Source organism: Paenibacillus sp. FSL R10-2736, from assembly GCF_038000245.1.
Taxonomy (GTDB): Bacteria; Bacillota; Bacilli; order Paenibacillales; family Paenibacillaceae; genus Paenibacillus_AQ; species Paenibacillus_AQ phytohabitans.
In genome coordinates this window covers 2,395,855-2,420,873 of the sequence record NZ_JBBOBN010000001.1, presented here as the reverse complement: position 1 = coordinate 2,420,873, position 25,019 = coordinate 2,395,855, and the positions used below count along the sequence as shown (strand labels likewise).

28 protein-coding genes and 1 other annotated feature are annotated in these 25,019 nt (G+C 50.6%); of the genes, 3 read left to right on the top strand and 25 right to left on the bottom strand.

Annotated elements, in window-relative coordinates; all coding sequences use genetic code 11:
* Positions 1-24: 24 nt before the first annotated feature.
* From NSQ73_RS10160 to NSQ73_RS10055, 22 genes are all read right to left on the bottom strand, one after another.
* On the bottom strand, positions 25-894 hold the full coding sequence (locus NSQ73_RS10160; RefSeq protein WP_039301811.1) for a heptaprenyl diphosphate synthase component 1: 870 nt from the start codon (positions 892-894) through the stop codon (positions 25-27).
* A gap of 113 nt (positions 895-1,007) precedes the next feature.
* Entirely contained in the window at positions 1,008-1,547 is a 540-nt protein-coding gene (locus tag NSQ73_RS10155; RefSeq protein WP_039301809.1) for a hypothetical protein, read from the bottom strand.
* 107 nt (positions 1,548-1,654) lie between these two features.
* Entirely contained in the window at positions 1,655-1,903 is a 249-nt protein-coding gene (gene mtrB / locus NSQ73_RS10150; protein ID WP_042138627.1) for a trp RNA-binding attenuation protein MtrB, read from the bottom strand.
* Positions 1,904-2,013: 110 nt separating this feature from the next.
* Positions 2,014-2,286 (bottom strand): HU family DNA-binding protein, encoded by a 273-nt coding sequence (locus tag NSQ73_RS10145; RefSeq protein WP_019909963.1) that lies wholly within the window; start codon positions 2,284-2,286, stop codon positions 2,014-2,016.
* 365 nt (positions 2,287-2,651) lie between these two features.
* Complete coding sequence (spoIVA, locus tag NSQ73_RS10140) at positions 2,652-4,130, bottom strand: stage IV sporulation protein A (protein WP_039301803.1); 1,479 nt, start codon at positions 4,128-4,130, stop codon at positions 2,652-2,654.
* Between the two features lie 755 nt (positions 4,131-4,885).
* Positions 4,886-5,638 carry a hypothetical protein gene (locus NSQ73_RS10135; protein ID WP_340986319.1) on the bottom strand — a complete coding sequence of 251 codons (753 nt, stop codon included), beginning with the start codon at positions 5,636-5,638 and terminating at the stop codon, positions 4,886-4,888.
* Between the two features lie 51 nt (positions 5,639-5,689).
* Complete coding sequence (locus NSQ73_RS10130; RefSeq protein WP_340986318.1) at positions 5,690-6,058, bottom strand: 2Fe-2S iron-sulfur cluster-binding protein; 369 nt, start codon at positions 6,056-6,058, stop codon at positions 5,690-5,692.
* A 26-nt stretch (positions 6,059-6,084) separates the two neighbouring features.
* On the bottom strand, positions 6,085-6,702 hold the full coding sequence (locus NSQ73_RS10125) for a hypothetical protein (RefSeq protein WP_340986317.1): 618 nt from the start codon (positions 6,700-6,702) through the stop codon (positions 6,085-6,087).
* Positions 6,703-6,782: 80 nt separating this feature from the next.
* The gene (locus NSQ73_RS10120; protein WP_039301791.1) at positions 6,783-6,962 is read right to left on the bottom strand and encodes a DUF2768 family protein; all 180 of its coding nucleotides are present in this window, start codon (positions 6,960-6,962) and stop codon (positions 6,783-6,785) included.
* Between the two features lie 191 nt (positions 6,963-7,153).
* A complete protein-coding gene (locus tag NSQ73_RS10115) occupies positions 7,154-7,429 on the bottom strand; it encodes a stage VI sporulation protein F (protein WP_039301788.1) in 276 nt (91 codons plus the stop codon).
* 66 nt (positions 7,430-7,495) lie between these two features.
* Complete coding sequence (locus NSQ73_RS10110; RefSeq protein WP_039301785.1) at positions 7,496-8,536, bottom strand: NAD(P)H-dependent glycerol-3-phosphate dehydrogenase; 1,041 nt, start codon at positions 8,534-8,536, stop codon at positions 7,496-7,498.
* The gene (gene plsY, locus NSQ73_RS10105; protein ID WP_039301782.1) at positions 8,529-9,146 is read right to left on the bottom strand and encodes a glycerol-3-phosphate 1-O-acyltransferase PlsY; all 618 of its coding nucleotides are present in this window, start codon (positions 9,144-9,146) and stop codon (positions 8,529-8,531) included. Before plsY ends, NSQ73_RS10110 begins: the two co-directional genes overlap by 8 nt.
* 12 nt (positions 9,147-9,158) lie before the next feature.
* Positions 9,159-10,484 (bottom strand): ribosome biogenesis GTPase Der, encoded by a 1,326-nt coding sequence (gene der, locus NSQ73_RS10100; RefSeq protein ID WP_042138631.1) that lies wholly within the window; start codon positions 10,482-10,484, stop codon positions 9,159-9,161.
* 173 nt (positions 10,485-10,657) lie between these two features.
* Positions 10,658-11,971 (bottom strand): 30S ribosomal protein S1, encoded by a 1,314-nt coding sequence (rpsA, locus tag NSQ73_RS10095; RefSeq protein WP_081970066.1) that lies wholly within the window; start codon positions 11,969-11,971, stop codon positions 10,658-10,660.
* A gap of 156 nt (positions 11,972-12,127) precedes the next feature.
* Positions 12,128-12,715: a lysophospholipid acyltransferase family protein gene (locus tag NSQ73_RS10090; RefSeq protein ID WP_340986315.1), complete on the bottom strand. Its 588-nt coding sequence runs from the start codon at positions 12,713-12,715 to the stop codon at positions 12,128-12,130.
* Positions 12,712-13,422, bottom strand: a complete 711-nt coding sequence (gene cmk / locus NSQ73_RS10085) for a (d)CMP kinase (protein WP_042138633.1) — start codon at positions 13,420-13,422, stop codon at positions 12,712-12,714. Before cmk ends, NSQ73_RS10090 begins: the two co-directional genes overlap by 4 nt.
* Positions 13,423-13,635: 213 nt before the next feature.
* A complete protein-coding gene (locus tag NSQ73_RS10080) occupies positions 13,636-14,289 on the bottom strand; it encodes a flagellar brake protein (protein WP_171716691.1) in 654 nt (217 codons plus the stop codon).
* Positions 14,290-14,475: 186 nt separating this feature from the next.
* A complete protein-coding gene (ypeB, locus tag NSQ73_RS10075; RefSeq protein WP_340986314.1) occupies positions 14,476-15,834 on the bottom strand; it encodes a germination protein YpeB in 1,359 nt (452 codons plus the stop codon).
* Between the two features lie 151 nt (positions 15,835-15,985).
* Positions 15,986-16,132: a hypothetical protein gene (locus tag NSQ73_RS10070; RefSeq protein ID WP_171716693.1), complete on the bottom strand. Its 147-nt coding sequence runs from the start codon at positions 16,130-16,132 to the stop codon at positions 15,986-15,988.
* 76 nt (positions 16,133-16,208) lie between these two features.
* The gene (gene prsW, locus NSQ73_RS10065; protein WP_039301765.1) at positions 16,209-16,904 is read right to left on the bottom strand and encodes a glutamic-type intramembrane protease PrsW; all 696 of its coding nucleotides are present in this window, start codon (positions 16,902-16,904) and stop codon (positions 16,209-16,211) included.
* 150 nt (positions 16,905-17,054) lie between these two features.
* Positions 17,055-17,669, bottom strand: coding sequence for a genetic competence negative regulator (locus NSQ73_RS10060; RefSeq protein ID WP_039301763.1), 615 nt, complete (start codon positions 17,667-17,669; stop codon positions 17,055-17,057).
* A 286-nt stretch (positions 17,670-17,955) separates the two neighbouring features.
* Positions 17,956-18,327 carry a hypothetical protein gene (locus tag NSQ73_RS10055; protein ID WP_039301760.1) on the bottom strand — a complete coding sequence of 124 codons (372 nt, stop codon included), beginning with the start codon at positions 18,325-18,327 and terminating at the stop codon, positions 17,956-17,958.
* Positions 18,328-18,412: 85 nt separating this feature from the next.
* Between NSQ73_RS10055 and NSQ73_RS10050 the strand changes: the two genes are divergently transcribed.
* Entirely contained in the window at positions 18,413-19,339 is a 927-nt protein-coding gene (locus tag NSQ73_RS10050; protein WP_340986313.1) for a polysaccharide deacetylase family protein, read from the top strand.
* Between the two features lie 737 nt (positions 19,340-20,076).
* Here NSQ73_RS10050 and NSQ73_RS10045 read toward each other — a convergent pair.
* The 3 genes from NSQ73_RS10045 to NSQ73_RS10035 are packed head-to-tail and all read right to left on the bottom strand — an operon-like array spanning position 20,077 to position 21,871.
* On the bottom strand, positions 20,077-20,907 hold the full coding sequence (locus NSQ73_RS10045) for a metallophosphoesterase (RefSeq protein ID WP_039301757.1): 831 nt from the start codon (positions 20,905-20,907) through the stop codon (positions 20,077-20,079).
* Positions 20,904-21,281, bottom strand: coding sequence for a hypothetical protein (locus NSQ73_RS10040; RefSeq protein ID WP_340986310.1), 378 nt, complete (start codon positions 21,279-21,281; stop codon positions 20,904-20,906). Before NSQ73_RS10040 ends, NSQ73_RS10045 begins: the two co-directional genes overlap by 4 nt.
* Positions 21,278-21,871: a CPBP family intramembrane glutamic endopeptidase gene (locus NSQ73_RS10035; protein ID WP_039301751.1), complete on the bottom strand. Its 594-nt coding sequence runs from the start codon at positions 21,869-21,871 to the stop codon at positions 21,278-21,280. Before NSQ73_RS10035 ends, NSQ73_RS10040 begins: the two co-directional genes overlap by 4 nt.
* Positions 21,872-21,936: 65 nt before the next feature.
* On the opposite strand from NSQ73_RS10035, the gene NSQ73_RS10030 reads away from it, so the two are divergent.
* On the top strand, positions 21,937-22,842 hold the full coding sequence (locus tag NSQ73_RS10030; protein ID WP_039301748.1) for a hypothetical protein: 906 nt from the start codon (positions 21,937-21,939) through the stop codon (positions 22,840-22,842).
* Positions 22,843-22,955: 113 nt separating this feature from the next.
* Positions 22,956-23,182, top strand: a binding site (T-box leader).
* 239 nt (positions 23,183-23,421) lie between these two features.
* Complete coding sequence (gene serA / locus NSQ73_RS10025) at positions 23,422-25,014, top strand: phosphoglycerate dehydrogenase (RefSeq protein ID WP_039301745.1); 1,593 nt, start codon at positions 23,422-23,424, stop codon at positions 25,012-25,014.
* Positions 25,015-25,019: the final 5 nt, after the last annotated feature.

Below are 25,019 nucleotides of genomic sequence, written 5' to 3'. Positions count from 1 at the left end.
GGAAGTTTTATCTACAGTCATCCTCTAACCCTCCACGGCAGCTTGTCCGGAAATTTTCATTTGCAGAAGAAGGCGGTCCAGCGCAGCACTCAGCTCACTGATCAGTTCCTCGTCCTTGATACTCTGCAGCAAGCCCTGAATGGACTCAAGCGATGCATGCAGCTTGTCTGTCAGCAGGGCATCACATTTGCTTCTTAGCTTAAGCTTCTTCCAGTCCCTGCTATCCAGCTCCTGCTGTCCCAGCAGCTGGCGCTCTTCTTCCGTCGCCGACTCCAGCACCTTCCAGTAGCAGTAGCCTTCCAGAGCACTTACTGGGTCTGCGCCGCGGCGCAGCTCCTGCGTTACGGTTTCGCACTGGCTGAACTCCACCAGCAGCTTCTCCCAGCTATCCCGGAGCGGCTCCTCAATCATCGGTGTAAAAGAAAGAAACAGCCTCATATTGAGCTGTACCGTGTGCTTCAAATATTGTTCGGCTGTGAAAAGCAGCCCTTTCATCTTGCCGTAAAGATTAGCCTTCATCACATTAAAATCAGCGATAGCCGTACTTAGAATACCCACCATCTCAATTTGTTCGTGTTTGGCGAGCAGGTGATAGAACCAGCTGCTGAAGTAATCGCCGGCCAGCACCTTAAGCTGGCGGGAACGCATCATATCACCGCCGGGCTCATCATGATAACGGTCGATGCTCTCATGTGTGTCCAGCCCGAGCTGCACAAGCCCGGTCACCAGAGTGAACAGCTCTCCACTCTGGAATCCGGCACTCCGGCCGTGACCCAGAAAAATATATAACAAATGACCCCGCCCGTCTGAGAACGGCGGCAATTCCGTATGCCGCTGAATCATGTCGTAGTCGGTGTAGGGTTTAGCCAGTTGCGGTATGCGGTACGGTTTCATTTCAGCCTCCGAAGCCATTGACGTTTGACTATATCTTTGTTCACAATCTTGTCTATTATATCACATGTTTTTTGGTCACGCACGGTCGTGCATTCTAGTTTCTTTTACCCACTTCAGGGATAAATGAACTGTTTTTTCCACAGCTCGCTTTCACTAATGCGGAAGCCGTTCTTCAGCGAATCGGGCAGCGGGGAATTGCCGGCATTCTGCAGCTCATCCTGCAGCCGGGGAGACCATTCCTCCCGGCGGATGTCACCAGCCAGCAGCAGGCGGCGGGTATCCAGCCATTTATCCTCAGCCACCACTCGGAGCAGCAGCTGATTGACATTACCGGTCTCCTGAAAGGCAAAAGCAATCGCCAGCGCCATGTTCTGATACAGCTCCTGCGGTTCATGGTCATTGCCGGTCACCTTAAGATCCAGAGTTAACACCTGGTCCTTCCAGCCTGCCTTGTCTATAACCAGGCTAAATGGGATCTCCCCGAGCCTATCTACCAGATTGTCATCACCCAGAACAGTGCTGTCCCGGCTTATAGTCTCCACCGTACCATAGGCGCCCTGGGGGACTGCCCCGAGACTGGCGAGCTGAGGCAGCAGCATGGTAGATGCCGCGGTCAGCAGCAAGACAGTTCCAATCAGCCAGCTACGGTTCATGACAAGCCCCCTTACTCAGAATTTCCGCTGCGCAGCAGGATTATACTGAACCGCAGACAGCCCTATATCTAGTTATATTTTGAAAAAAAGCAGGCTATGCCTGCTTCTCAGCTTTCACTCTCTAATTGTCCGTGTTTGCTCCAGATTTCAGCTTTGCCGCGGATTTTCATTGCTGAGGTATGATCTGTGAATTGGGCAATGAGGACTTCGCCTTTATCGAGCTTCTCCGTATGGTGAAAGCGGGTATCCAGGCCCCTTGTCAGTCCGATGACCTGAACTCCGTTCTCTTTGGCTTTGATTACGATATAATCGCTGCCTGATGGTGCAGGATTCACTTCATTGTGCTTCTCAGTCATTTGTGATCCTCCTTAAAGTATGGTAAGCCTAAGCTTCTAAAAAACAAATGCCGCCTTGGAGGGCGGCATAGTTGTTATTCAAAGACTATGGGATAGATATGTAGAAATCTCTATTTGATTCCGTCTTTCAGCGCTTTACCGGGTTTGAATGCCGGTACCTTGCTCGAAGGAATTTCGATTTCTTCACCAGTCTGCGGGTTACGGCCTTTACGTGCGGAACGTTCGCGCACTTCAAAGTTTCCGAATCCAACCAGCTGTACTTTATCTCCGCTTTGCAGTGCACCTGTGATAGCTTCGAAAACGGCATCTACCGCTTTAGTAGCATCTTTCTTGGGAAGTTCAGTTGCTTCTGTAACTACGTTGATCAAATCTGATTTGTTCATGTTTTCTCACCTCCCTGGGCAAATTTCCGGTATCATACACTGTTTCCGTTTCAACGCAAAATATACGTGATAATCCCGTTTATTACTGGATACTGGCGCCTCTCTTCTTGAAGCGCAACAAACTTATAGTAATACAGCCCACCCATAATTTCAAGGCGTTACTCAAAAAAGGAGCAGAAAGTAGCATGTTTCCACATGTTTTCGGAGTTTCGTGCAGTCTATTACTACCATTTATTCCGTAAAATCGGAGTCTTCCCTGGGAGATTCCCCCTTTTGCCCGCCGGTAGGCTATCCTCGAAATCTTAAAAATCAGCAGCAAAAAAGAGCGGAAATTCTTCCGCTCTTATCGCTAGGCCTGCTTACATTTAGAGAATTATGGCAATCAGTCCGCCTGAACCTTCGTTAATAATCCGGCCCAGCGTTTCCTGCAGCTTATAGCGGGCATTATCCGGCATCATGGCAATCTTGCCCTGGATGCCCTCACGGACGATGGAATGCAGGGAACGGCCGAAGATATCCGATTCCCAGATCTTGATCGGGTCATTCTCAAAGTCCTGCATCAGGTAACGCACCAGCTCTTCACTCTGCTTCTCTGTGCCGATAATCGGCGAGAATTCAGATTCGACATCGACCCGGATCATATGGATCGAAGGTGCTGTAGCCTTCAGCCGGACCCCGAAGCGGGAGCCCTGACGGATCAGCTCAGGCTCATCCAGAGCCATCTCAGCCAGGGATGGGGCTGCGATACCATAACCTGTAGTTTTGACCATCTCCAGAGCTTCCGAGAAGCGGTCATACTCACGTTTGGCATGGGAGAAGTCCTGCATCAGCTGGAGCAGATGGTCTTTGCCGCGGATCTCCACGCCGACCACCTCCATGAGAACCTGGTCATATAGCTCTTCAGGAGCGTATAGATCGATCTCCGCTACCCCCTGGCCCATGTTCATGCCGCTGAGGCCAGCCCTGTCGATGAAATCATATTCTGTAAACTGGGAGACGAGCCGGTCCACATCCCGCAGGCGGCGGATATCCTTCACCGTATCGCGGACAGAATTCTCATAGCTGCTGCGCAGCCAGTGATTCTCGCCCAGCACCATAACCCAGCTTGGCAGATTGACATTAACTTCATGTACCGGGAATTCATACAGCACTTCACGGAGTACCCCGGTCACATCATCTTCCGTCATATTGGCGGCGCTGAGTGTCATTACCGGAATATCATATTTGAGTGCGAGCTCGTTGCGCAGCTGCTGTGCTTCCTCACTGCGCGGCCGGGTGGAGTTGATTACAAGCACAAACGGCTTGCCAACCTCCTTCAGCTCAGCGATGACGCGCTCTTCGGAATCCACATACGAGTTCCGGGGAATTTCAGCAATCGTACCGTCGGTTGTCACTACCACACCGAGTGTGGAATGCTCCTGAATCACTTTGCGTGTGCCGATCTCAGCCGCTTCCTGGAACGGAATCGGTTCCTCAAACCACGGTGTTGAGATCATACGCGGACCATTTTCATCCTCGTAGCCTTTGGCACCTTCTACCGCATAACCCACACAATCGACCAGTCGGACATTGACTTCCAGACCCTCCGCCACCTTGATCTGCACCGCGTTATTCGGTACAAATTTGGGCTCAGTGGTCATAATTGTTTTGCCCGCCGCACTTTGCGGCAGTTCATCCACTGCTCTTACCCGGTCCGCTTCACTTGTGATGTTCGGAAGAACAATCGTTTCCATGAACCGTTTGATGAATGTCGATTTCCCCGTGCGAACCGCGCCGACGACGCCGAGATAAATGTCTCCGCCGGTACGCTCGGCAATGTCCTTGAAAATATCCACTTTTTCCAAAAGAGATCCCCTCCTCATATTACTCCGAAGAAAAAATGCCTGAAGAGCATCGACTTCGCGTTCCGCCGGCAAACTGACCCTTGCAGGACAACCACCGGACTAAGCTTTGCCCGCCCGAAGCCTAGCTACTGCCTGAGGCGGAACATGTTGCCCCGCGCTAAACTCCGAATGCTCGGACATGCATTTGGACTAGTATCATCATATGTATCCAGAACGGATTTATGACCCTCGTCCGTGCATTTTGCAGTTGAAATTTTGTATGCCCGCTCTAGCACGCCAATGCGTCACGACGCCCGGAAGTCTTCTCATCAATCCTATGAAGCCGGGTTTTCGCCTAGAACCACTATATCGTTTGACTCAGGTATTTTGTTTTGAGTGCACGCTCTAACTGTATTTTGTGCAACTAAAGCGGTCGATTAGCATGCCGCTAGAGCTTTAATTGTATTTTCTACATCTAAAAATCCCCATAACACGAAAAGAGGGCTTTCCGCTAATTTTAGTTGTACAGAATACAGTTAATCTGAAAAATCCGTTTTTTCACCGTCTTTTAACTGCACGAAATACAACTAAACGCCGTGTACTCCAAACTATTTACGCCTTGATCCACCAGGTTGCCGCTGCGGACTGCCAAAATAATCAGGAAATCCGTGGACAGCTGCCGGGGGAGCGAATCTAACAGCAGTGCTTACACTGAATAAATTCTGTACAAATACAAAAAAGCACCGGAATTATAATCCGGTGCTGATTTAAAGCTTCTATTCCAGCGGAGCCTGCGGAACCGGCTGGCCGTCAACCCACAAATAAGGCAATGACTTAACGGGTACGTAATACGACGCCTGTTCCAGCTCCAGACGCAAGTCACGGTCCGCCTCAGGCGCCCCGCCATTCTTATCTATAGCTGAGCTGATATCCGCACCGTAATCGGCATATACCGTACCATCCTTGTCCATAAGGAACTGCAGGGGCTGGCCGGAATACACACTGTTCAGCTTAATAGACGCTGTTCCCGCCTTCTTGGCATCAATTGCAGAGAGGCCCGGATACACTTCTTCTTCCGCCGGCAGTTCTCCACCATGTGCGGACTTGTAGAGGTTAACCTTGCGCTGGACATCGTTAACCTTCTGCACGGTCACCAGGTCCATCAGCTTCACCTGAGGATCACTTTCTTCGTCCAGAATCAGAAAATACGCGCTGCCGCCCTTCTCAAAAGCCGCTGCCGGTATTTCATCCAGGTACCCTGCCTGCTGCAGCTTATTCAGATCGACCACGAATTTCTCATATCTTGGCGTTGCTTCATCGCTGGTCTTAATCGGAAGCAGGCCCTCCTGCTCCTGATAGTCATCTACCGCTGCCTGCACCCGCTTCACACTCTCGCGGTACCCGTTGCCCGGCTGCCGCTGCTCAGAATCCCCGGGATACATGCAGCCGCCAAGTGACCATAGCAGCAGGGCAACCCAAGGCAGCAGGGCTGCTCTTCTTAGCGATTGCCGGCGTTTCACCTGATACATCGAGTTGATAAATACGCCCCCTTTCTCTGGTTATCTGCTAAGCCTTCCCAGTCACCATAAGTCCTCTGCTTCTCCACGGCGCGCAGCTTCCAGTCTGCGGCGTACTGCCGCCTTAAGCGGGTCCTCGGGAATATGCACGTTCACATCCTCCCAGACAACGGCCTGGCAGGCCAGACGGACGCCTTGATCCAGCAGGCTGCCCAGCTTGCGTCTCTCGGCCTCTGAAGGAGGTCTCAGTGCTGCTGACTCTCCGGGATCTACTGACACTTTGCACATCAGGCATCCGGCTTTACCGCCGCAGCGGGTGGGCAGAACGATTCCGGCTCTGTGTACAGCCTCAAGCAGCGATACTCCATGCGGCACGGAGACACGCCGGGTGTCGGGCAGGAAAGTAACATTTATTTTTTTATGAGGTGCCATGATGTTGTTCCTTCCTTGGTTTAATCTTAAATCTCTATGGATGTGGATATCTCCAGCAATGCCTCCAGCTTCGCCTGCAGGTGATCTTCCAGATGGTTCTCTTGAATAAGCTGATACAGCAGCGGGAGATGGGCGGCCTTATCCTGTTTGATCAGCCCCGCGATTGCCTGGCAGCGCGCGTCCCTGCCCCGCAGCAGATTAAATATCAGTTCATGAACCACCGGCATTAGACGCACAAGGCCAATCCCTTCGTAATTGCGTACCGGGGCATACTGTTGCAGCATGCCGGCATCCACTGAATATTGCCATTCGCCGCTGCCCATTCTGAACCCGCCCACCAGTTCAACCTTGGCCTCCCCCATGAAATAGAGAGCGCGCAGTGAATAACAGCTTCCGCTGAAATCCTCTTCCGGCGGACTGACTGCATACCGGAGCAGGGATTGATGAAGCTGCCAGGTATCCTTCAGGTCGCAATAGACATCAATATCTCGCGGCGGGACAGCCAGTTGGGCCCCGTGCAGCAGCAGCCCGCAGCTCCCTCCCAGAAGCCATACAGGGGACTTGCCCAGCCCGTAGAATTCTAATTCTTCTACTATGCTGCCCAGTGCTGTCTCTAGTGCATAGGGGATTCCTGAACCGGTCATAGATCAACACACGCTCCATTCCTGTAAAATCATCAATCGATTCTGTCAGAAATACGTCTGTCTGAGTGTATTGTAAATGCTTACATAATTGAAGCGGCTCCGCCTAATATCCCGATCAGCATAATCACAAATGCAAGTACGGATAGTACGCCTCTAAGCCAGCCCTTGGTCCTGCTGCGTGCAAATGTAATCAAAAAAACGGATAAACCCATAATCAGTACCGCAATCAGAGACAGCCACATTTTCGTCATCGGATCCATAGTCCATGCGCCCCCATTTCACTATACCCGGATTGCGACTATTATAGCGTGAAACCTTAGATTTTATAAGTCTTTATATTAAAAAAAGAGCAAAAACCTCGGAATCTGGCTAGATTCCCGGGTTTTTGCCCTACACAAGCAGACAAGCAATTCGCCAGCCCTGGAGGGTTGGCTCCTTTATGCATGATATGCTATTTTTTCAGCAGCATTTTCATTAAAGACTCCATCGAGCCGGAACCTGCGCCGCCTTTTTTAACGGCATTGATGATTTCCTGCACGGTAGCTTCACTGACTGGCACTTTGGCCATTGCTGACACCTGCTTAATTAACTGGCGGAGCTGGGCTTCATTCTGCGTGGTGCCCGGCTTGACCGTCCCGGCCAGCTTCTTGATGGCACCTTCCGTAATGTTCTTGCCCGCCTTCTTGTTAATGGCGTTCAAAGCATCCTTGGAAAAATCTCTGCTCACTATTCATCCCTCCTCCGTCAATCCCCAATACAACATATGAGGCTCTCCGGCAAAAGGTGAACGCGATCAGGAATGCCATTGCTCCCAGGTTTCCTGTGAAATGGCTTCCATCTCTGTCTTGCGGTCACGGCCCATCAAGGCTTCCACCGCATTACGCGGTGTTCTTCCCTTGAACAGCACATGATATATCTGGTCCGTAATCGGCATCTGCACGCCTAATTTAAGCGATATCGCATAAGCAGCTTCCGTTGTCCGGATACCTTCCACTACCATGCCCATGGACTCCAGCACCTCTGCCAGCGGCTTGCCCTGGCCCAGCATGGAACCGGCACGCCAGTTGCGGCTGTGCTGGCTGGTCGCCGTCACGACAAGGTCACCGAGTCCGGCAAGACCGGAGAAGGTCAGCGGGTTCGCCCCAAGCTCTACGCCAACACGGGAAATCTCGGCCAAGCCGCGGGTAAGAAGCGCTGCTTTGGCATTGTCCCCGAAGCCCAGCCCGTCCGATAGCCCTGCACCCAGCGCGATAATATTCTTCAGTGCGCCAGCCAGCTCTACACCGACCTGATCGCGGTTGGTATATACCCGGAAGTCATTGTTAATGAACAGTCCTTGCGCTGCAGCGGCACGGCTATCGTCAGGTGAAGCCACCACAACGGTAGTCGGACAGAGCCGTACTACTTCCTCCGCGTGACTCGGGCCGGAGAGGACGACGACCTGACTTTCATTGCAGCCGAGCTCTTCTGAGATCACTGTCGACATACGCTTCATACTCTCCGTCTCAAAGCCCTTCGTTGCATGAATACAGAGCATATCTTCCTTCCAGAAGGGCTTCAGGCTATGCGCAACCTGGCGCATTCCGGAAGAAGGCGCAACAATAACTACTGCCTTCGAACCGGAAACAGCCGTCTCCATGTCCGTAGTGGCAATAATGTTCGCAGGAAGAGTGATTCCCGGCAGAAAATGATGATTCGTATGGGCTTCATTAATCTCGGCAGCTTGTTCGGGCTTTCGCGTCCACAGATAAACCTCCGAGTGGTTAGCCGCCAGCACAGTGGCCAGCGCAGTTCCCCAACTGCCCGCGACCAGCACGGTTACTTTATCAGACAACGCGATTCGCCTCCTTAACTTTGGAGCCGATTTTGTTCTCCCGGCCCTGTGAAATCTTAAGTATATTGCTGCGGTGACGCCAGAACGCAAACAGAGCGATAATCAGGCTGCCCCACAGCTCAGGCGTTGTGAACCCGGTAAACAGCAGGAATACCGGTGTCAATGCCACGAAGATCAGAGAACCCAGCGACACATACCGGGTCAGAACGATTGCCAGAATAGCAATCAATCCCGCAATCAGTGCAGGCCAGAATACAAGCGTAGCCATTACGCCAATTGTCGTTGCAATACCTTTCCCTCCGCGAAAGTGAAAATAGAGCGGCCAATTATGCCCGATGATAGCAGCGATACCACAGCCCACTGCAATCCAGGTTCCCCAGCCGCCGGCCCATGTTCCAAGCCAGACTGCGGCAATTCCCTTCAGTACGTCCAGAAACAGCACCAGTATGGCCGGTCCCTTCCCCATCACACGCAGTGTATTGGTTGCCCCCGCATTGCCGCTTCCATATTGGCGGATGTCGATGCCTTTAAGCAGCCGGGCGAGCAATACACTGAAGCTGATAGAGCCAAGCAAATAGCTTACAACGATAACCAGAAGTTCAAACGCCACTACTCTTCTCCCCTAACCTTCGTTTTCGGATTTGCGCCGTGTAAAGAGACGGATCGGTGTGCCTTCGAAATTGAATGCCGCGCGCAGCTTATTCTCCAGATAACGCTCATAGGAGAAGTGCATCAGCGAAGGATCGTTGACGAATACCACAATTGTCGGCGGCTTCGTAGCAACCTGGGTTACATAATTGATGCGCAGACGGCGTCCTTTGTCTGTCGGCGGAGGATTGATCGCTACTGCATCGGATACCACATCGTTCACCAGATGCGTGGTAATCCGGAGTGCATGCTGCTGTGCGACATGCTGCACGACCGGCAGCAGCTTCTGCAGCCGCTGTTTGGTAAGCGCAGACAGGAACACCACTGGCGCATAGCTCATAAACAGGAAGTGATCACGGATATTGCGTTCGAAATTCTGCATTGTCTTGTCGTCTTTCTCAATGGCATCCCATTTGTTGACGACAAAGATAGAGGCTTTGCCCGCATCATGGGCATAACCGGCAATATGCTTGTCCTGATCGATAATGCCTTCTTCACCGTTGATTACGACCAGTACAACATCAGCACGCTCAATAGCCTTCATGGCTCTCATCACGCTGTATTTTTCCGTGTTTTCATAGACCTTGCCGCGTTTACGCATGCCCGCAGTATCAATGAGCACATAACGCTGGCCATCCCGTTCAAACGGTGTATCGATCGCGTCGCGTGTAGTACCCGCAACATCGCTGACAATTACGCGTTCTTCGCCAAGAATAGCATTCACCAGCGAGGATTTACCTACATTCGGACGGCCGATCAAAGCTACACGAATGACATCATCGTCATATTCCTCATCGGTTTTATCAGGCAGCCGTTCAACAACCGCATCCAGCAGATCTCCGATTCCGGTTCCGTGGCTTCCTGAAATCCCGATCGGGTCGCCAATTCCAAGGCTGTAAAATTCATAAATATCCTCGGTGCGCTTCATGTTATCCACTTTATTAATAGCCAGAACGATCGGCTTGCCGGAACGGAAAAGAATCTGCGCTACTTCTTCATCCGAACTCGTAAGTCCGCTCTTCGCCTCGCACATAAAGACGATGACATCCGCTTCTTCGATCGCCAGCTCCGCCTGAACGCGGATCGACTTCAGAATGGCGTCTTCACCGTCAATTTCAATCCCCCCGGTATCAATCACACTGAAGGATTTACCGTTCCAATCTGAAACTCCGTATATCCGGTCACGTGTAATCCCCGGTTTATCTTCTACGATGGCCAGTCTATCGCCGATCAGCCTGTTAAAAATCGTCGATTTACCGACGTTAGGCCTGCCAACGATGGCCACAACGGGTCTTGCCATATTCATTCCTCCTGTCTTCCTTACGTTACTCATCATAGCAAAAAACAATACAATTGGCTAACAGTCTTACAACTGTTCCGCCGCTCCATACTTGCCTGTAAAACACAATCGGCGAACCCTCTTATCGAGGGCTCGCCGATTACTTTACCCGTTATGATGAAATAACAAAGGGATTAGTTGTTACCCTTGAATTTGTCCAGCTTATCGCCGAAACGTTCAGCCAGTGTGAAGCTGAGGCCTTCATTGCTGAGCGATACGTTAGGATTGTTCAGCACTTCTTTTGGCGCTCTGTCTCTGCTGTTGCTGCGTTCAGGTCTAGCCGTAGGAGCCGGAGCTTCTTCGGTTTCCTTGATGCTGAGACTTACGCGCTTCTCGGATGGATTGAAGTCAAGCACTTTCACTTGTACTTCCTGTCCTTCTTTGAGCACTTCATGCGGAGTACCGATGTGCTTGTGGGAGATCTGGGAAATGTGCACAAGGCCTTCAACGCCTGGAAGCAGTTCAACGAACGCGCCGAAGTTTACAAGGCGTTTAACTTCGCCTGTAACTACATCGCCGATGTTGATCTGACCAGCTGCGGAATCCCAAGGACCCGGAGCAGCGGCTTTGATGCTGAGGCTGATTTTTCCTTTTTCAGGATCAACCTTAAGTACTTTTACGCGAACCTTATCACCTTCGGATACTACATCGGATGGCTTCTCCACGTGGTTCCAGGCGATCTCGGATACGTGAACCAGACCGTCAACGCCGCCAACATCCACAAATGCGCCGAATTGGGTCAGACGTTGTACAGTACCTTCGATGATTTGTCCTTCGGACAGCTCGGACATGATCTTCTGCTTGTTAGCTTCGAATTCTTCTTCCAGAACTTCTTTGGCGGAAAGAATAACCTTGCTGTTCTCACGGTCAAGTTCTTTCACTTTCACACGCAATGTGCGGCCTTTGTAGTCGCTGAAATCTTCAACGAAGTGACGCTCAACCATGGAAGCCGGAATGAATCCGCGCGCGCCAACGTCAGCCACGAGGCCGCCTTTGACAACGTCAGCCACAGTAACTTCGAACGATTCCTGGGAAGCGAAGTATTTCTCAAGATCTTCCCATGATTTTTCGCTGTCGATTGCACGTTTGGAAAGAACCAGGCTTTCCTTGTTGTCGTTGATGCTGACAACCTTGCATTCCACTTCTTGTCCGACTTCTACCGCTGCTGCGGCATTGTCCAGTTGTACGGAAGACAATTCGCGAATAGGAATGACGCCGTCGTATTTATATCCAATGCTTACATAAGCTTGGTTATCTTCGATTTTGACGATCGTTCCTTTCACGGTATCGCCTTTTTTCAAAGAAATGATTTCCAGGCCTTCTTGGCTTGTCACTTCTTCTTCGGTACCCGTAACAGCTTCTGCGGATTCCACAGCTTCTGTTGCTTCCACGGTTTCGTTGTTCTCAACGTTATCCGCAGCTTCTTGATTTTTGATTTCTTCAGACATGTGATTACCCTCCTCGATTCAAAACCCCATTTATTTAAACCCGCGTATAGCAGAGTTCAAAACAATCATCAATTGCACTTTGTACGTTAGTATGTTCCAAAAAATAGCGGTTATGCTATTAATCATCTGCGATTCGCAGATGCAGAGCGCCCGGGCTTAACGCGTACTGGGCTTGCCTGTTTGGATCATCTCTTGGATACGCCCCATAATAACATCGGTTACCGCTTCCAGAGATTCACTTCCTGCTCCTTCAAACGAACTGAGATCTATGGGAGCCCCGTAAACAACAGTCATCCGGCGAAAGGGCTTGTAAGATCCGATAATAGCCGCAGGTACAACGGCTGCGCCGCTGCGAAGGGCAAAACTTGCTGCGCCTTTCTTAGCTGCACCGGAGTCAGAGTTGCGCGTGCCTTCCGGAAAGATGCCCATAACATTTCCGCTGCGAAGCGTATTAAGGGCCGTTTTTATGGATTCTTTGCTTACGCCGCCACGTTTGACAGGAAAAGCTCCCAGTTGCTTAATGAGCCAGCCTAATACAGGAACAGTAAAGAGCTCCGCCTTGGCCATGTATTTCACCTGTCGTTTCAGCTTAATCCCAATCGTCATCGGATCGAGCAGGCTGATGTGATTTGCGCAGAGCAGGACTCCGCCCTCCTTTGGCACATTTTCTCTTCCCACAATCTTAAGCGGGAACAGTATGGCATAAATAAAGCGAAGCAATCCACAGCAAATTGCATAAATCATAGATGATTTCTCTCCCCGTCAACATAAGTTCTGCAGTGGGAGACGATGGCTTCCACGGCCTGACCGATATCCATATGGGTCGTATCCAGAAGAACAGCGTCTTCGGCACGGCGCAGCGGTGAAATCTCACGGCCCTCGTCAAGACGGTCCCGCGCTGCAATATCATGTTCAAGCTGCTGGAGAGTCACTGTTTCCGTATCCTTCAGTTCCTTGTAACGACGGAGAGCACGCTCCTCCACACTTGCCGTCATGAAAATCTTCACTTCGGCATCCGGCAGTACGGTTGTACCGATATCCCGGCCATCCATTACGACTCCCTTGCGGAGTGCCATCTGGCGCTGCAGCTGGCTGAGTCTGGATCTTACACCCTCGATCTTCGAATACTGCGACACTTGGCCGCTGACCTGAAGACTCCGGATATGCGGGGTCATGTCTTCCCCATTAATCAACACTTTCTGCACGTCTTTCTCCGGAAGAAGGTCAATATTCATGTCCTGGATCCTCTGATGCACCAGTTCATGCTCCTCCGCAGATATGCCTTCACGAATCATATACCAGGTGATTGCCCGGTACATCGCACCCGTGTCTACATAAATGTAAGACAGCTCCCGTGCTACCAATCGGGCTACAGTACTCTTGCCTGCCCCGGCAGGTCCGTCGATGGCGACGTTAATTCTGTCGTAAGTATGTGTCCCCTGCCTGTCCAACGGGGCATTCCTCCTCAAACACTCTTCCGCAGGAAATATGCCTATCGACATATCTCTCTAGGGACTTGCTGATATTATCAAGAAAAAAGCAGGCATTGCCTGCGACTTATAAAATTATACCACAGTTTATACCTCAGTGCAAAATGACTCGGAGGTTTTTGAGGAGAAAAAAGCTTATATTGATGCCTTTTGGGGAATCCCCGCACAGTCCTGTCACCGGTTACGGAAATCAAATTGGCGTTCAAAACAGTAACGGATTATTTTTTGGCGTTCCGAATCGGAAATGGACGAAAACTTCAGCATGACCAGATTACGTCCGGTTTCGAGCTTCTTGATCCGTACAATTTCGCCTTCGAAATTAACATGCTCCGTGCTGCCGTTACGGTACGCTACCAGCAGCCAGCAGCCTAGCTTATCTCCAACCTTCAAAGTAATTTTGGCATCGCTTAAGAATGAGGTCCCCCCACCGCCAATATCCTCAGTCCGCACCAGAAAGCGGCTGCCCAAGGAATCTTTAACAGCAAGCTCCAGCTCGGCATTCACGCGGAAAAAGCTGCGGCGCTGGATTTTGAAGATGGATTCCACAGCAGGCTTGCGGAGGCGCACCATCCGGATGACCTCTTCCTTGAAGCCAATTACATGGGTGTTGAAATAATTTTTAATGCCGCCTTCTGTAAGAAAATAAACAGACAGCTCATCTCCGACAAACAGTTTTTTCAGCCGCCCGTTACTCTCCTGCATGGGGATTTCTATCAGAAAGGTATCTTCCTCCATGTCAGCAATTCTTGCCCGGTATTCGACCTCTGACTCCGCTGCATCGCTGGAAGCAACCTGCAGGTATAAATATTCGTTGATTTTGGGATACAAACCTGTCACCGCCGCTTGAGTTAGTAATTAATGCTAACCCGATTATAGCATGGCCTTTCATGCCCGGTCAGAAATATTATTTGGGCTAAGTGGTTAAATACCGTTATACGGCCAGCAAAAAAGGCGCTTTCCGGTTTTGGAAAGCGCCTTTTCTTAAGGTTAAGCTTACTCTGCCTGAATCTCGGCTTATTTGTCCTGTGCTCCGGAAGAGGTACGGATCTGCTCTACAGATTCCTCATTCCCGTCTGCGGCATTCAGATAGATCCGGAACTGGGAGCCGTTGATTTTGCCTCCGAATTCATACGTCAGCAGTTCTTCAGCATCTTCATTCTCAATCCAGGCCAGCCTGTTATACAGCTCCTTAAACTCCGGGTTCAGCCTGGTTCTGACTTCGGCCAGGGACAGCTCCGGCTTTGGAATCACGCGCTTCTCCTTATGCTCATGCACATAATCACTGGCCTGGAATCCGGTGGCTTCCCCCGTATCCAGTCCGACCCGTACCGTCATCTTCTCCGGATAGATCAGAACACCGTCCTGGCTGGTAACAAAGGTTAAGTTGCCCAGGTTATCATACCTGTCTGCACTGACTGCGGTCATGCCGGGATAACCCTTCTTCCCCAGAAACTTACCCGCCTTCTCCACGGCCTGCTTCATGGACACCTTGGCCGGACCCACTTCACGGTTGTCATTGTAGGAGATCAGCAGTCCGCCTTCTGCCGTGAAATCCATGGTGACCGGCTCTTTGTGGTCTGCCGAGGTAATAGTTGCTGTGTAGGATGCCCATTCGGTCCCCTTACCGTTCTCCTGGATCTTCACTTTTGCATTCCCGCCCAACCCGGCAAATTTCAGCGCCTTGGCTTTGACTTGCTCTGCTGTGACGGGCTTGCCGCCCAGCTTCTTGACAGAACGCTTATCATATATACTTGCTACCGAAGGGCCATAGTCCAGCTCAGGATAGGCAGCAACCCGCTTGTCGACTGTTTTGAACCCGTCGATGATCGTGTTGTCTTCCGCTTCCTCCTCTGTAGCCAGTGCCGTTTCTACGTCCATCCAACGCAGCCTGTTACTGATGACTTTGTTCTGGACATCCTGCAGATCCTTGGAGATCTCTGCCGAATTCGCATAAAGTGTCTTCAAGTTAGCCATTTCACCTTCGGTCAGCGGTTTCTTGGTGAAATCCCGTACAGCTGCCTTATAGGAGAAATTGGAGATCTTCGAGAGGAATTCCTCTGTCTCACTGAACGGCAGCAGCGTAAGCGGCAGCTGGTTGATCTCGTTCTGCGCCTCGCTCGTAATCCGCCATACATTCACCAGACCCTTGCGGTGCATTCCATTGGAAGTGGTGTTGACCGCCAGCGTGTTACCCAGCTCTCCATGAAGCCGCTCCACATGGTAGGACAGATCATGGAACGCACGCTGATATTGGTTCTCCGCTTTAATCAGAATCGAATTCTTCTCCTGGTTCTCCTGATACCCCCAGACCAGTGCTCCAAGCAGCAAGAGTGCGGTCAGCGGGAACATTATGGCGCTTAATCTTTTGTACATAGGCCCGTCAAACTCCTTTCAGTAGCTTATTGCCGTTAGTTTGACAATAACTGAGAAGTCTTATGCACCCATGCGGAAACAGTTGCGCCGTTCTTTAAAGGACGGGGCGTTTCAGGGAGAAATAGAAATTCTTCTATTCTATTAACAGCAGTCAGGCGCGCTCTTCAATATCGAAGCCGCTGACACTGCTGCACAAGCATTGCTTGAAGCCGGTCTGAATGACTCCCTGCTCCTTGTTTCCTCTTAATATGTAGGTTTCGCCGCACTGTTTGCAGACAATCCGAACTTTTACACGCAAAAAAAGACACCCCTCTCCTCTCTGGAATTCCTTGCCTTACGGAACTGCCCTGTAGGATTAAGTGTGTCCATCTCTATTATAGGTTAACCTCTTCCTCCCGCTTCAAAAAACGAAACGGGGAGCGGCTGTTGGCCCGCGCCACCTTGCCCATCCCTCCGTACCATAAAACAGCCATCAGGGGCACGATGAACCAGATCCAATAATTAGCCGTAGTTGTCAGTATGAAATCATAAATCCCGTGCCAGAGCCATGGCAGCAGCAGGGAAATAAGCAGAATCCCTCTGGTCTTGACTCCTTTTGAAAACTTGGCCCTCCCCATATGATACCCCATAATCACGCCAAACATGGCATGGCCGGATACCGGGAGCAGCGCCCTCATGACCATTGAACCGATTGAAGCATTGCTGTACCAGGCATACATTACATTCTCTATCGTTGCGAAGCCGAGCGAAATCGCCACGGCGTATAGTATTCCATCATAGGGCTCGTCAAATTCGGTATGATTGTAAATCATATGGTACAGCACAAACCACTTCAGACCTTCCTCCACGCCGGAGGAGATCAGAAACGAATCTACATAAGGGCCGCCGTCCAGACCAAGCACAAGACCTCTCTGGATAATCATCACCGGCAGAACTATAATCAGGCCGAGCAGGAACACCTTCAGCACCATATGGAGCGGCTCCTGATCATACTTGTCTTTCAGATAGAAAAAAGTCAGCAGCGCAAGTCCCGGTGCCACTGCTGACGAAATGACCGATAACAAAAGCACCGAATAGCCTCCCCCGCGCCTAAAAACTAGTATCTTTCTGAATTTCAATCCAGGGCTGAACTACTGCCCGTCCTTAAATACGATCGTCTCCCGTCAGCAAAACCTCAGGGAAGGGCAGTTAAGCCGATGCTTCCTTGCCCTTCTCCGTCTTTATTCCTGGCGTTTAAAATGAGTGCATAAGGTCTCGATTGCATTCTCCGCCATCACTGTCTTGCCGTATTCAGCCAGAACAGCCTGAGTAACCGGAGATGAATCTCCAAACTCTGCAAGCACGCCTACAAGACCCGATAATGCCGCTTCTTCGAATTCCTTCGGATCAAAGTAGAGATACCATTTATCATTATAAGAATACAGCTGTCCTTGAGAAGTAATATTGCCGATGAGCACATGGGCCGCTTCAACCAGAACCTCAAAATCGCGGAATGCATACACAATGGAGTCGCTTTGTTCAAGAGTAACTTCCATCTCGTAAATCTCTTCAGGCAATTCATCTTCCCCGGGACCACCGTACGAATGGTGATCATATTTCCCCCGGGTCACAATAACGACCATGCCTTGCGCGGGCAATGCGAACACTTCCACGGCAAGCGGACCCGTAGCGTCAAAACCAAGTTCACTGTACGCCTGATCCATCATTTCCGTAAAGAGGTCGTGCACCTTGGGAACTTCCTGCCACATGTCTTCCTTCTGGATGCCCCGCTCGCTCAGGTCGTCAAAAGTGAGGAAAATCCGTATCTTATCTTGACTTAATCGCTCTATTCTCATGACAGGATCCTCCTTTTGCAAGCTCATTTAGTATTAATGTATGATGAGTCCCGAGTAATGAGCCAAAAATGGTTACTATGTATGTATGTTATCATTTTGACGCTACAAATGCACGTAAATAAATATAGAAAAGGCCCAATTAACTGCCCAATATCTGCAAAGCCCGGCTTCACCGCCTTTTCGTTGTATGCACATGCATGTATCCGAAACCTCTTCGCGGGCAGAAAAAAGAATCATTCTGGCGACTTTGGTGTCCCCAAAATGATTCTGCAGCGGCCTATTCCGGTTACAATCCCGGTATGGCTGTATGTGTATCCTTGAGAATCTGTTCTACTTCATGTTTCACATCGGGATTGCTGCGGATGAAGTCTTTGAGCATATTCAGGTTGGATTCTTTGGACTTCACCGGTGAATCCTCCTTCTTGTGTTCGCTGCTGCCGGAAGCATGGGAGCCGTTATCATGGCTGCTGCCCTCAGCGGTACTTCCGAAGCCGGTCATAGCCATTCCCATAATTTTGTCCTTGGCTTTCTCACCGGCACTTTCTGAAGAACCGCCCGTGTGAAGCAGTGAAGACATCATGGCGCTGCGTTTTTTGGACATAATCATACTGGCGGCCGCACCCATCAGCACTCCGCATAGAAATGACGAAGTATTCATATCTCTAACCTCCTTGTATGGTAAAATCATGCTTAGTGTTCGCGGAAAGATTCCGGCTCATACAGCCAAACAACAAGAAAGCGAGATGAAAAAAGTGGGTAAAGCAACAACACTGCTGCTCCTGGCTGCTTTTCTGCTGTCAGCTTGCAGCAACAACGACGTGAATACAGGCAACACCGCTGCGGGGAACGCATCACAGCCTCCGGCTACAGTACAGCCTGCCACTGACCAGCCTGCCTCTGCTCCGGCTCAGACGGACTCTCCTGCCGGTGAATCCCCCGCCGCGCAGACAACGCCTGCCGCAACAGCGGATGCGGCAGTTACAGCAACCGCTCAGCCAACCGGGGCAGCAGCTTCAGAGGAAATACCGCTGCTGTACCATATGAACAAAAACTACGACATCATCCCGAACGATGCCGCAACCAACAAAAAGGTCGTCCTGCTGACCTTCGATGACGGGCCCAAGGATGCGGAACTAATCAATCCGCTGATGGATACGCTGGACAAGCACAAGGCTAAAGCCATTTTCTTCGTCAACGGGTACCGGGTGAAGGAGCATCCTGAGCTGCTTGAGCTGATTCATAACCGCGGCGGCATTATCGGGAATCACAGCTGGGATCACATTGTGCTGAAGGATAAATCCGAGGCGGAAGTAAAGAAACAGATTGAAGATGTGCAGAATATTGTCAAGGAGGTCACCGGTGAGACTCCCGTGTTCTTCCGCCCGCCGCACGGTGCTGGCGGTGACGTCGGCAAAAAAATCGCCGCTGACAACGGACTGCTCTATATGACCTGGTCTGTCGGCTCGCTGGACTGGGAGATGAAGGAAAAGGACACGAATAAAACGGAAAAGCTGATCACAAATGTTACCAGCCAGCTGCATTCCGGCAGCAATATTCTGATGCATGAGCTCCCGTGGACCGTGGAAGCGCTGGATACACTGCTGACTACGCTTGAGGGCAAAGGCTACAGCTTTGTCGATCCGCGCAGCATTGAACTGAAAATGCGTTAAGTCTATCTGAAAACCGCAAAACAGCAAGAGGCTGTCTCATAAGTAGATTTTCAACTAAAGAAACAGCCCATATTTATTCAAAAGCCAGTAAAAAGACAGCAAGGCCGTGATTCTCCTGTTATTGGAGAATCACGGCCTTGCGTTTTTGATCCACCGTGGCTTGCTTTAGCATAGGATCGGCAAGCGAAAGCCAACCGACCCCAAGCGTCACTTTTTCCATGTGCGAAGCAGAACGCACCGGAAGCCCCAATTATACTTCAGTTGTCCAAATACACTACCACTCCCCCATTTCCTGCATACTTGGTGCAGCGTTGCCCCAAACAAAGGTGTAGCAATTGGCATTCGCCTCGCCAGAAACCGAAGCACGGCGTTATATACCGCTTTGAGGACATTCCTCATCCATCCGCTCAGAGCGGAAGCAATTAATTAAGCGTTCGAAAGTCGGGTCGCTGCCGAGCGGTTTCTTTTAATGTGTGTTTTTTAAGATTGAAGATTCGTTTTTCGCTTAAACAGTGGAGAGGACGGACTGATTGTGGAAAAGCGGTAGCGGTCGCCTTGGTCTCCGGATTTTCACCGCCAAGGGGAATGAAAAAAATCTGGAGAGCACAGCGATTGGAACAACGGTCCGTTCGCGGAGCGTCCAATCAAGTGCAAAACGTTGATCTTACTCAAAAAAAGGAGACTTCTCAGAAGCCATTACATGGCTTTTGAGGCAGTCTCTTAATTGTTTATAAGTGTTAATTCTGCCTGCAGCGGAGTGTAAGTACATGCATCTCGGCCGGGCTGCCCCAGCGCAGCGGTAAGTGCGCAGTACCGAAGCCACGGCTGATCAGCAGCTTCAGCGGGTGAGCGGCAGTCCCGTACCCGGGAATTTCGTACATGCCGGCATTATAGTGACGGTAGAATTCATCACCATGCCTGCTTCCGATAAAGGGAAGCACCACTTGTCCTCCATGTGTGTGTCCAGCCAATATCAGATCAGCGGGCACCTCCTGCTGCTGGGACAGCCACAGCGGATCATGCACCAGGATGATCCGCAGGAGCTCTGTATCTGCGGCAGCCACGGGCGGCAGTGCTGCATAAGCCTTCTTGCCGCCTTTTCTCGGGAAATCCATGCCGGTGAGTATTACCCTTGACCCGGACCGTTCAATAGTCACATTCTCATCCAGCAGCAGTCTGGCTCCGCTGCCGCGGATGATATTATCGACAAGCGAGATATTCGCCCGGTAATCATGATTGCCATGAACTGCGTAGACAGGCGCCAGAGATGCTGTAAGCGTCATATTATCCAGCAGGCGCTCCGCCGGACTGCCCTTTTCCGTCAGATCGCCGCCCAGGAAGACTGCATCCACCTTCCCGCGGAGCGGTGCCAGCATGGCAGCCGGAAGACGGCGGCGGTGAATATCGGTAATGAACAAAATACGGAAGCCGTCAAAAGCAGCCGGCAGTCTGTCCAGCACTATTTCCTCGGCAATAATGCGTTTTTTGAAGGCTGCGGCAACCATGACTATACCCGCAGTCCCCGCCGCTCCAGCACAAGCGCTCAAGAGAATCAGCAGCCACATCATTGCCATAGCTCATGCAGCGGAGGTGCTCCTTTTATTCCCCAGAACAATAGAAAAGCGAGCAGCATTACAAATATGACGATCAGCGAGTTAATAAACATTTTGCTGAAACGGATTCGTTCTGACGGATAACTCTGCGCCCGGGAGGGAGTTGCCTCTCCTTCCTGCTGCTCCACTTCACGCTTCGGTTTCCTGGAAGTCTGCTTCTCAGCATGTCGGACCTTTCTCGATAAAGTTCCTGGAGCAGGGACTGGAGCCTCCAGCTGTTCGGCAGCTGATTCGGAAGAACCATTTCCATTATTTTCTTTGACAGGAGACTGTCCTCCGCCCTTATACTGTTTCTGGCGGGACCTTACCCGGCTTAGTTCTTCGCTCATGATGCCCTCCTGTAACGAATCACCATTCCTGAGAACAAATCTATGAGGAAGTGGCACAGGATCGGTGCCCATAGACTGCCGGAATGGATATAGATGTAGCCGAGACCGTAGCTGCTGAGAAATACCCAGCCGGTTGGAATCCAGTGGCGCAGATAACGCACATGAATAACAGCGAAGAGAATGCTCGTCCAGTATGGCCCCAGTGAATGCTGTATGGCACCACGGAACAATAGCTCTTCGCATACTGCGACAATCGCCGCAATGACAATAATATGCCACAAAGGACGGTTGCCGAACAGCAGTTCATTAATCCCTCCGTCATCCATGCTGTCCTCAGGTACAATATGGGTCAGCAGGAAATCAACAACCAGCATAACAGCAGCAAGTCCAAGGCCCCAAAACACAAAATGTGCATTCTCCGGAAAATTTAATATGTGAATAGGATTTCTTTTCTGTAATAATATCCATATCAAACCGATAAATAGAGTAAGGCCCTGAGTAATATACAGATTAATTAACAGCAGCTTGTCCGTTAACTGCTGAGGATCAGCCTTTTTGATTTTGATTTCACCCAATTTGAATTTTTTCATCGTAACCTGCCTGTTCTTTAATATTTTTACATAAGATAATTTCCCTATACGAAGGAGCACTAATTATGAACAGCCGTACCTCCCGCACTCAAATGTTGTACACACTAGGTTTTATATTGTTTCTAATATCCGCATTCGCCTCATTTTTTACGGGAGTAAAGGTTGGAGCAGACAAAACGGAGGCCAAATATGCACAGCTGGCCGGGCATGAAGTTACGGAGGAATTCTCCGGCTCCTACCAGCAGCAGGATCTTGTTACGTTCTATCATAACGTATTTTTGCCCTATCGGGAATTCAAGCGCAACTGGAACGATCAGGTGGACAGCCTTGCACGCAGCACAGATGCACGGCAGAACGCGGCAACGTTGAAGAACCTCAGCATTCTGGCGGACAAGCAGTATGACAAGGTCACGCAGGATTCCCTCTTCACCAATTCGCCGCTGCTGTATGAGTCACAGCTTAACGTCCTTAAGAGCCTGACTCTCTTCTCACAGGCTTCAGGGAAGGTCACTGCCGGATCTTCAGGAGCCGAAGCCGCCAAGCTGTTGAGAAGTGATAATTTCACCGCCAGCGCTGTGAAATTCGGACTGACGGCCCAGAAGAACTTCTATGATTCTATGCTGAAGTGGGGGGCCAAGGCCAACTCTGCTATACCCGATGCATCCGGGGAACTGAAGACACTGACTTTCATTCAGTGGAAAAAGATGCCTTTGCTCCTCAAGAATGCTTCTATCGCAAACATAATGCTGAACCGCGGAATTTATGCCGGCTATGACCCGCAGGATATTACAGCCAAGATCGACGATATGATCTATTCCGGAACCGCCAGTTCCCTGAAGCTTGGGGATATCCAGTCGTCGGTCAGCCTGCTCATTTCTACCGGTGCTGTGCAGGAGCAGGACTTCATTAAATGGCGGGAGCAATATTACGGCAAGGAAACGATGCCTCAGCTCCCTTTCTTCTATGAGTAGGACCAGTTATTGCATCATAACGAAAAACAGGGCTCACTTCAAGGCGGCCCGCCGCAGAAGAAGCCTATTGACACACTTGGCATCACCATGTTACATTATGAAAAATTAATCAAGCAAAACCGATGATGGAACAAAGATTACTGATGTCTTCAGAGAGCCGGTGGATGGTGCAAACCGGTGGCAGACGGAAATCTTTAGCGCTCCTGAGATATTGTATTGAACCTTGAGTAGATACAATCGGATCACCTCCGTTACCAGTGTGGCCTATTCAGGCCAATGAGGCTGCTTCTTAACCGTTGCAGTGAATTAGGGTGGTACCACGAGAACTCTCGTCCCTTACTACGGCAGTAGTATGGGGTAGGGAGTTTTTTTTGTACCCGGATTCTCTAAATCTGCCTACCCGCCCATACGCTGCCTGAATCAGCACTTCTGCATGCCTTTTCTTTTATGCGACAACGCGTTGCCCCGTTGTTCCGACAAATTTCATTCTTTTGTATGAATCTGGTACTGCGGATTACCCCACCAGGGAATCCTTGGCATATATAATAGGCTTTCCAATTTGAAGGAGGACAAGAGACCATGTTTAAAGTATTAGTATCGGATCCGATCAGTGATTTGGGCATTCAGCAATTGATGGACGCAAGCGATGTGACTGTGGACAAAAAAACAGGACTTAGTGAAGACGAGCTTATTGCAATCATCGGCGAATACGACGGCTTACTCGTTCGCAGCCAGACAACCGTGACTGAGAAAATTATCGCAGCCGGTACTAATCTTAAAGTGATTGGCCGTGCCGGGGTCGGTGTGGACAATATTAAGCTGGAGGCAGCTACACAACGCGGTGTAGTGGTCATTAATGCTCCGGACGGAAATACGATTACCACCTGTGAGCATGCCTTTGCCATGATGATGGCTCTGGCCCGTCACATTCCTCAAGCCTATGCCAAGACCATTTCCGGCGTATGGGACAAAAAGACTTTCCTCGGCGTAGAGCTGCGCGGCAAAACGCTGGGTGTGCTCGGCATGGGACGGATCGGCAGCGAAGTGGCCAAACGGGCCAAGGCTTTTGGAATGGATATTCTGGCCTACGATCCCTTCCTGACTGCAGACCGTGCGGAGAAACTGGAAGTAAAGCTGGCTTCGGTAGATGACATCGTCCGGGGAGCAGACTTTATTACTGTTCACACACCGCTGACACCGGAAACCCGCCACATGATCTCCCGTCCGCAATTTGAAGTCATGAAAAAAGGAATGCGCATCATCAACTGTGCCCGCGGCGGTGTAATTGATGAGATGGCGCTGGTTGAAGCTATCGACAGCGGTATTGTTGCCGGTGCAGCCTTTGACGTCTTTGAGAAAGAGCCGCCGGAAGCGGATCACCCGTTCCTCTCGCATCCGAAGATTATCGTGACTCCGCATTTGGGTGCTTCGACCGTTGAAGCCCAGGAGAATGTTGCGATCGATGTATCGGAGCAAGTGCTGCATATTCTGCGCAACGAACCGTTCATTAACGCCGTGAACATCCCTCCGGTTGCTCCTAGTGTAATGAACAAGCTGCAGCCTTACTTCACCCTCGGCGAGAAGCTCGGCAGCTTTGTGACTCAAATTACAGATGGAGCGATCCGCGAAATTCATGTGGAATATGCCGGTGACCTCTCCGATGTCGATACACAGCCGCTGACCCGCTATATTGTCAAAGGCGTGCTCTCCCGCCATTTTGCCGGGGATGTTAACATCGTCAACTCCATGCACCTGGCAAAGACGCGTGATGTTAACGTAGTAGTGACCAAGGCTTCCAAGACCAAGGGCTTCACTAACCTTATTACTGTTACACTCAAGGCTGAGCATGACGAAGAACGCCTGGTTGCCGGAACCCTGCTGCAAGGCTATGGCGAACGGATTGTGCAGGTTAACAAGTTCCCGGTAGATATCGCTCCGGAAGGTCATCAGATCGTCATTTCCCATAACGATAAGCCGGGTATCATCGGACTCGTCGGTACACTGCTCGGCCAGAACGACGTCAACATCGCCTCCATGCAGGTTGGCCGTAAAATTGTCGGCGGAGCTGCGATTATGCTGCTGACTGCTGACAAGGCTGTTCCGCAGGATGTACTGGTCAAGCTCGCCGGATTGCCGGAGATCAATACTGCGGAAGAGATCACTCTTTTGTAGCTGAA

Excerpts from the sequence above, each read along its gene's own strand:
- NSQ73_RS10160 (WP_039301811.1), bottom strand. The coding sequence starts at position 894 with ATGAAACCGTACCGCATACCGCAACTGGCTAAACCCTACACCGACTAC.
- NSQ73_RS10155 (WP_039301809.1), bottom strand. The coding sequence starts at position 1,547 with ATGAACCGTAGCTGGCTGATTGGAACTGTCTTGCTGCTGACCGCGGCA.
- mtrB (WP_042138627.1), bottom strand. The coding sequence starts at position 1,903 with ATGACTGAGAAGCACAATGAAGTGAATCCTGCACCATCAGGCAGCGAT.
- NSQ73_RS10145 (WP_019909963.1), bottom strand. The coding sequence starts at position 2,286 with ATGAACAAATCAGATTTGATCAACGTAGTTACAGAAGCAACTGAACTT.
- NSQ73_RS10135 (WP_340986319.1), bottom strand. The coding sequence starts at position 5,638 with ATGTATCAGGTGAAACGCCGGCAATCGCTAAGAAGAGCAGCCCTGCTG.
- NSQ73_RS10130 (WP_340986318.1), bottom strand. The coding sequence starts at position 6,058 with ATGGCACCTCATAAAAAAATAAATGTTACTTTCCTGCCCGACACCCGG.
- NSQ73_RS10125 (WP_340986317.1), bottom strand. The coding sequence starts at position 6,702 with ATGACCGGTTCAGGAATCCCCTATGCACTAGAGACAGCACTGGGCAGC.
- NSQ73_RS10120 (WP_039301791.1), bottom strand. The coding sequence starts at position 6,962 with ATGGATCCGATGACGAAAATGTGGCTGTCTCTGATTGCGGTACTGATT.
- der (WP_042138631.1), bottom strand. The coding sequence starts at position 10,484 with ATGGCAAGACCCGTTGTGGCCATCGTTGGCAGGCCTAACGTCGGTAAA.
- rpsA (WP_081970066.1), bottom strand. The coding sequence starts at position 11,971 with ATGTCTGAAGAAATCAAAAATCAAGAAGCTGCGGATAACGTTGAGAAC.
- NSQ73_RS10090 (WP_340986315.1), bottom strand. The coding sequence starts at position 12,715 with ATGATTTATGCAATTTGCTGTGGATTGCTTCGCTTTATTTATGCCATA.
- ypeB (WP_340986314.1), bottom strand. The coding sequence starts at position 15,834 with ATGTACAAAAGATTAAGCGCCATAATGTTCCCGCTGACCGCACTCTTG.
- NSQ73_RS10060 (WP_039301763.1), bottom strand. The coding sequence starts at position 17,669 with ATGAGAATAGAGCGATTAAGTCAAGATAAGATACGGATTTTCCTCACT.
- NSQ73_RS10055 (WP_039301760.1), bottom strand. The coding sequence starts at position 18,327 with ATGAATACTTCGTCATTTCTATGCGGAGTGCTGATGGGTGCGGCCGCC.
- NSQ73_RS10050 (WP_340986313.1), top strand. The coding sequence starts at position 18,413 with ATGAAAAAAGTGGGTAAAGCAACAACACTGCTGCTCCTGGCTGCTTTT.
- NSQ73_RS10045 (WP_039301757.1), bottom strand. The coding sequence starts at position 20,907 with ATGATGTGGCTGCTGATTCTCTTGAGCGCTTGTGCTGGAGCGGCGGGG.
- NSQ73_RS10040 (WP_340986310.1), bottom strand. The coding sequence starts at position 21,281 with ATGAGCGAAGAACTAAGCCGGGTAAGGTCCCGCCAGAAACAGTATAAG.
- NSQ73_RS10035 (WP_039301751.1), bottom strand. The coding sequence starts at position 21,871 with ATGAAAAAATTCAAATTGGGTGAAATCAAAATCAAAAAGGCTGATCCT.
- NSQ73_RS10030 (WP_039301748.1), top strand. The coding sequence starts at position 21,937 with ATGAACAGCCGTACCTCCCGCACTCAAATGTTGTACACACTAGGTTTT.
- serA (WP_039301745.1), top strand. The coding sequence starts at position 23,422 with ATGTTTAAAGTATTAGTATCGGATCCGATCAGTGATTTGGGCATTCAG.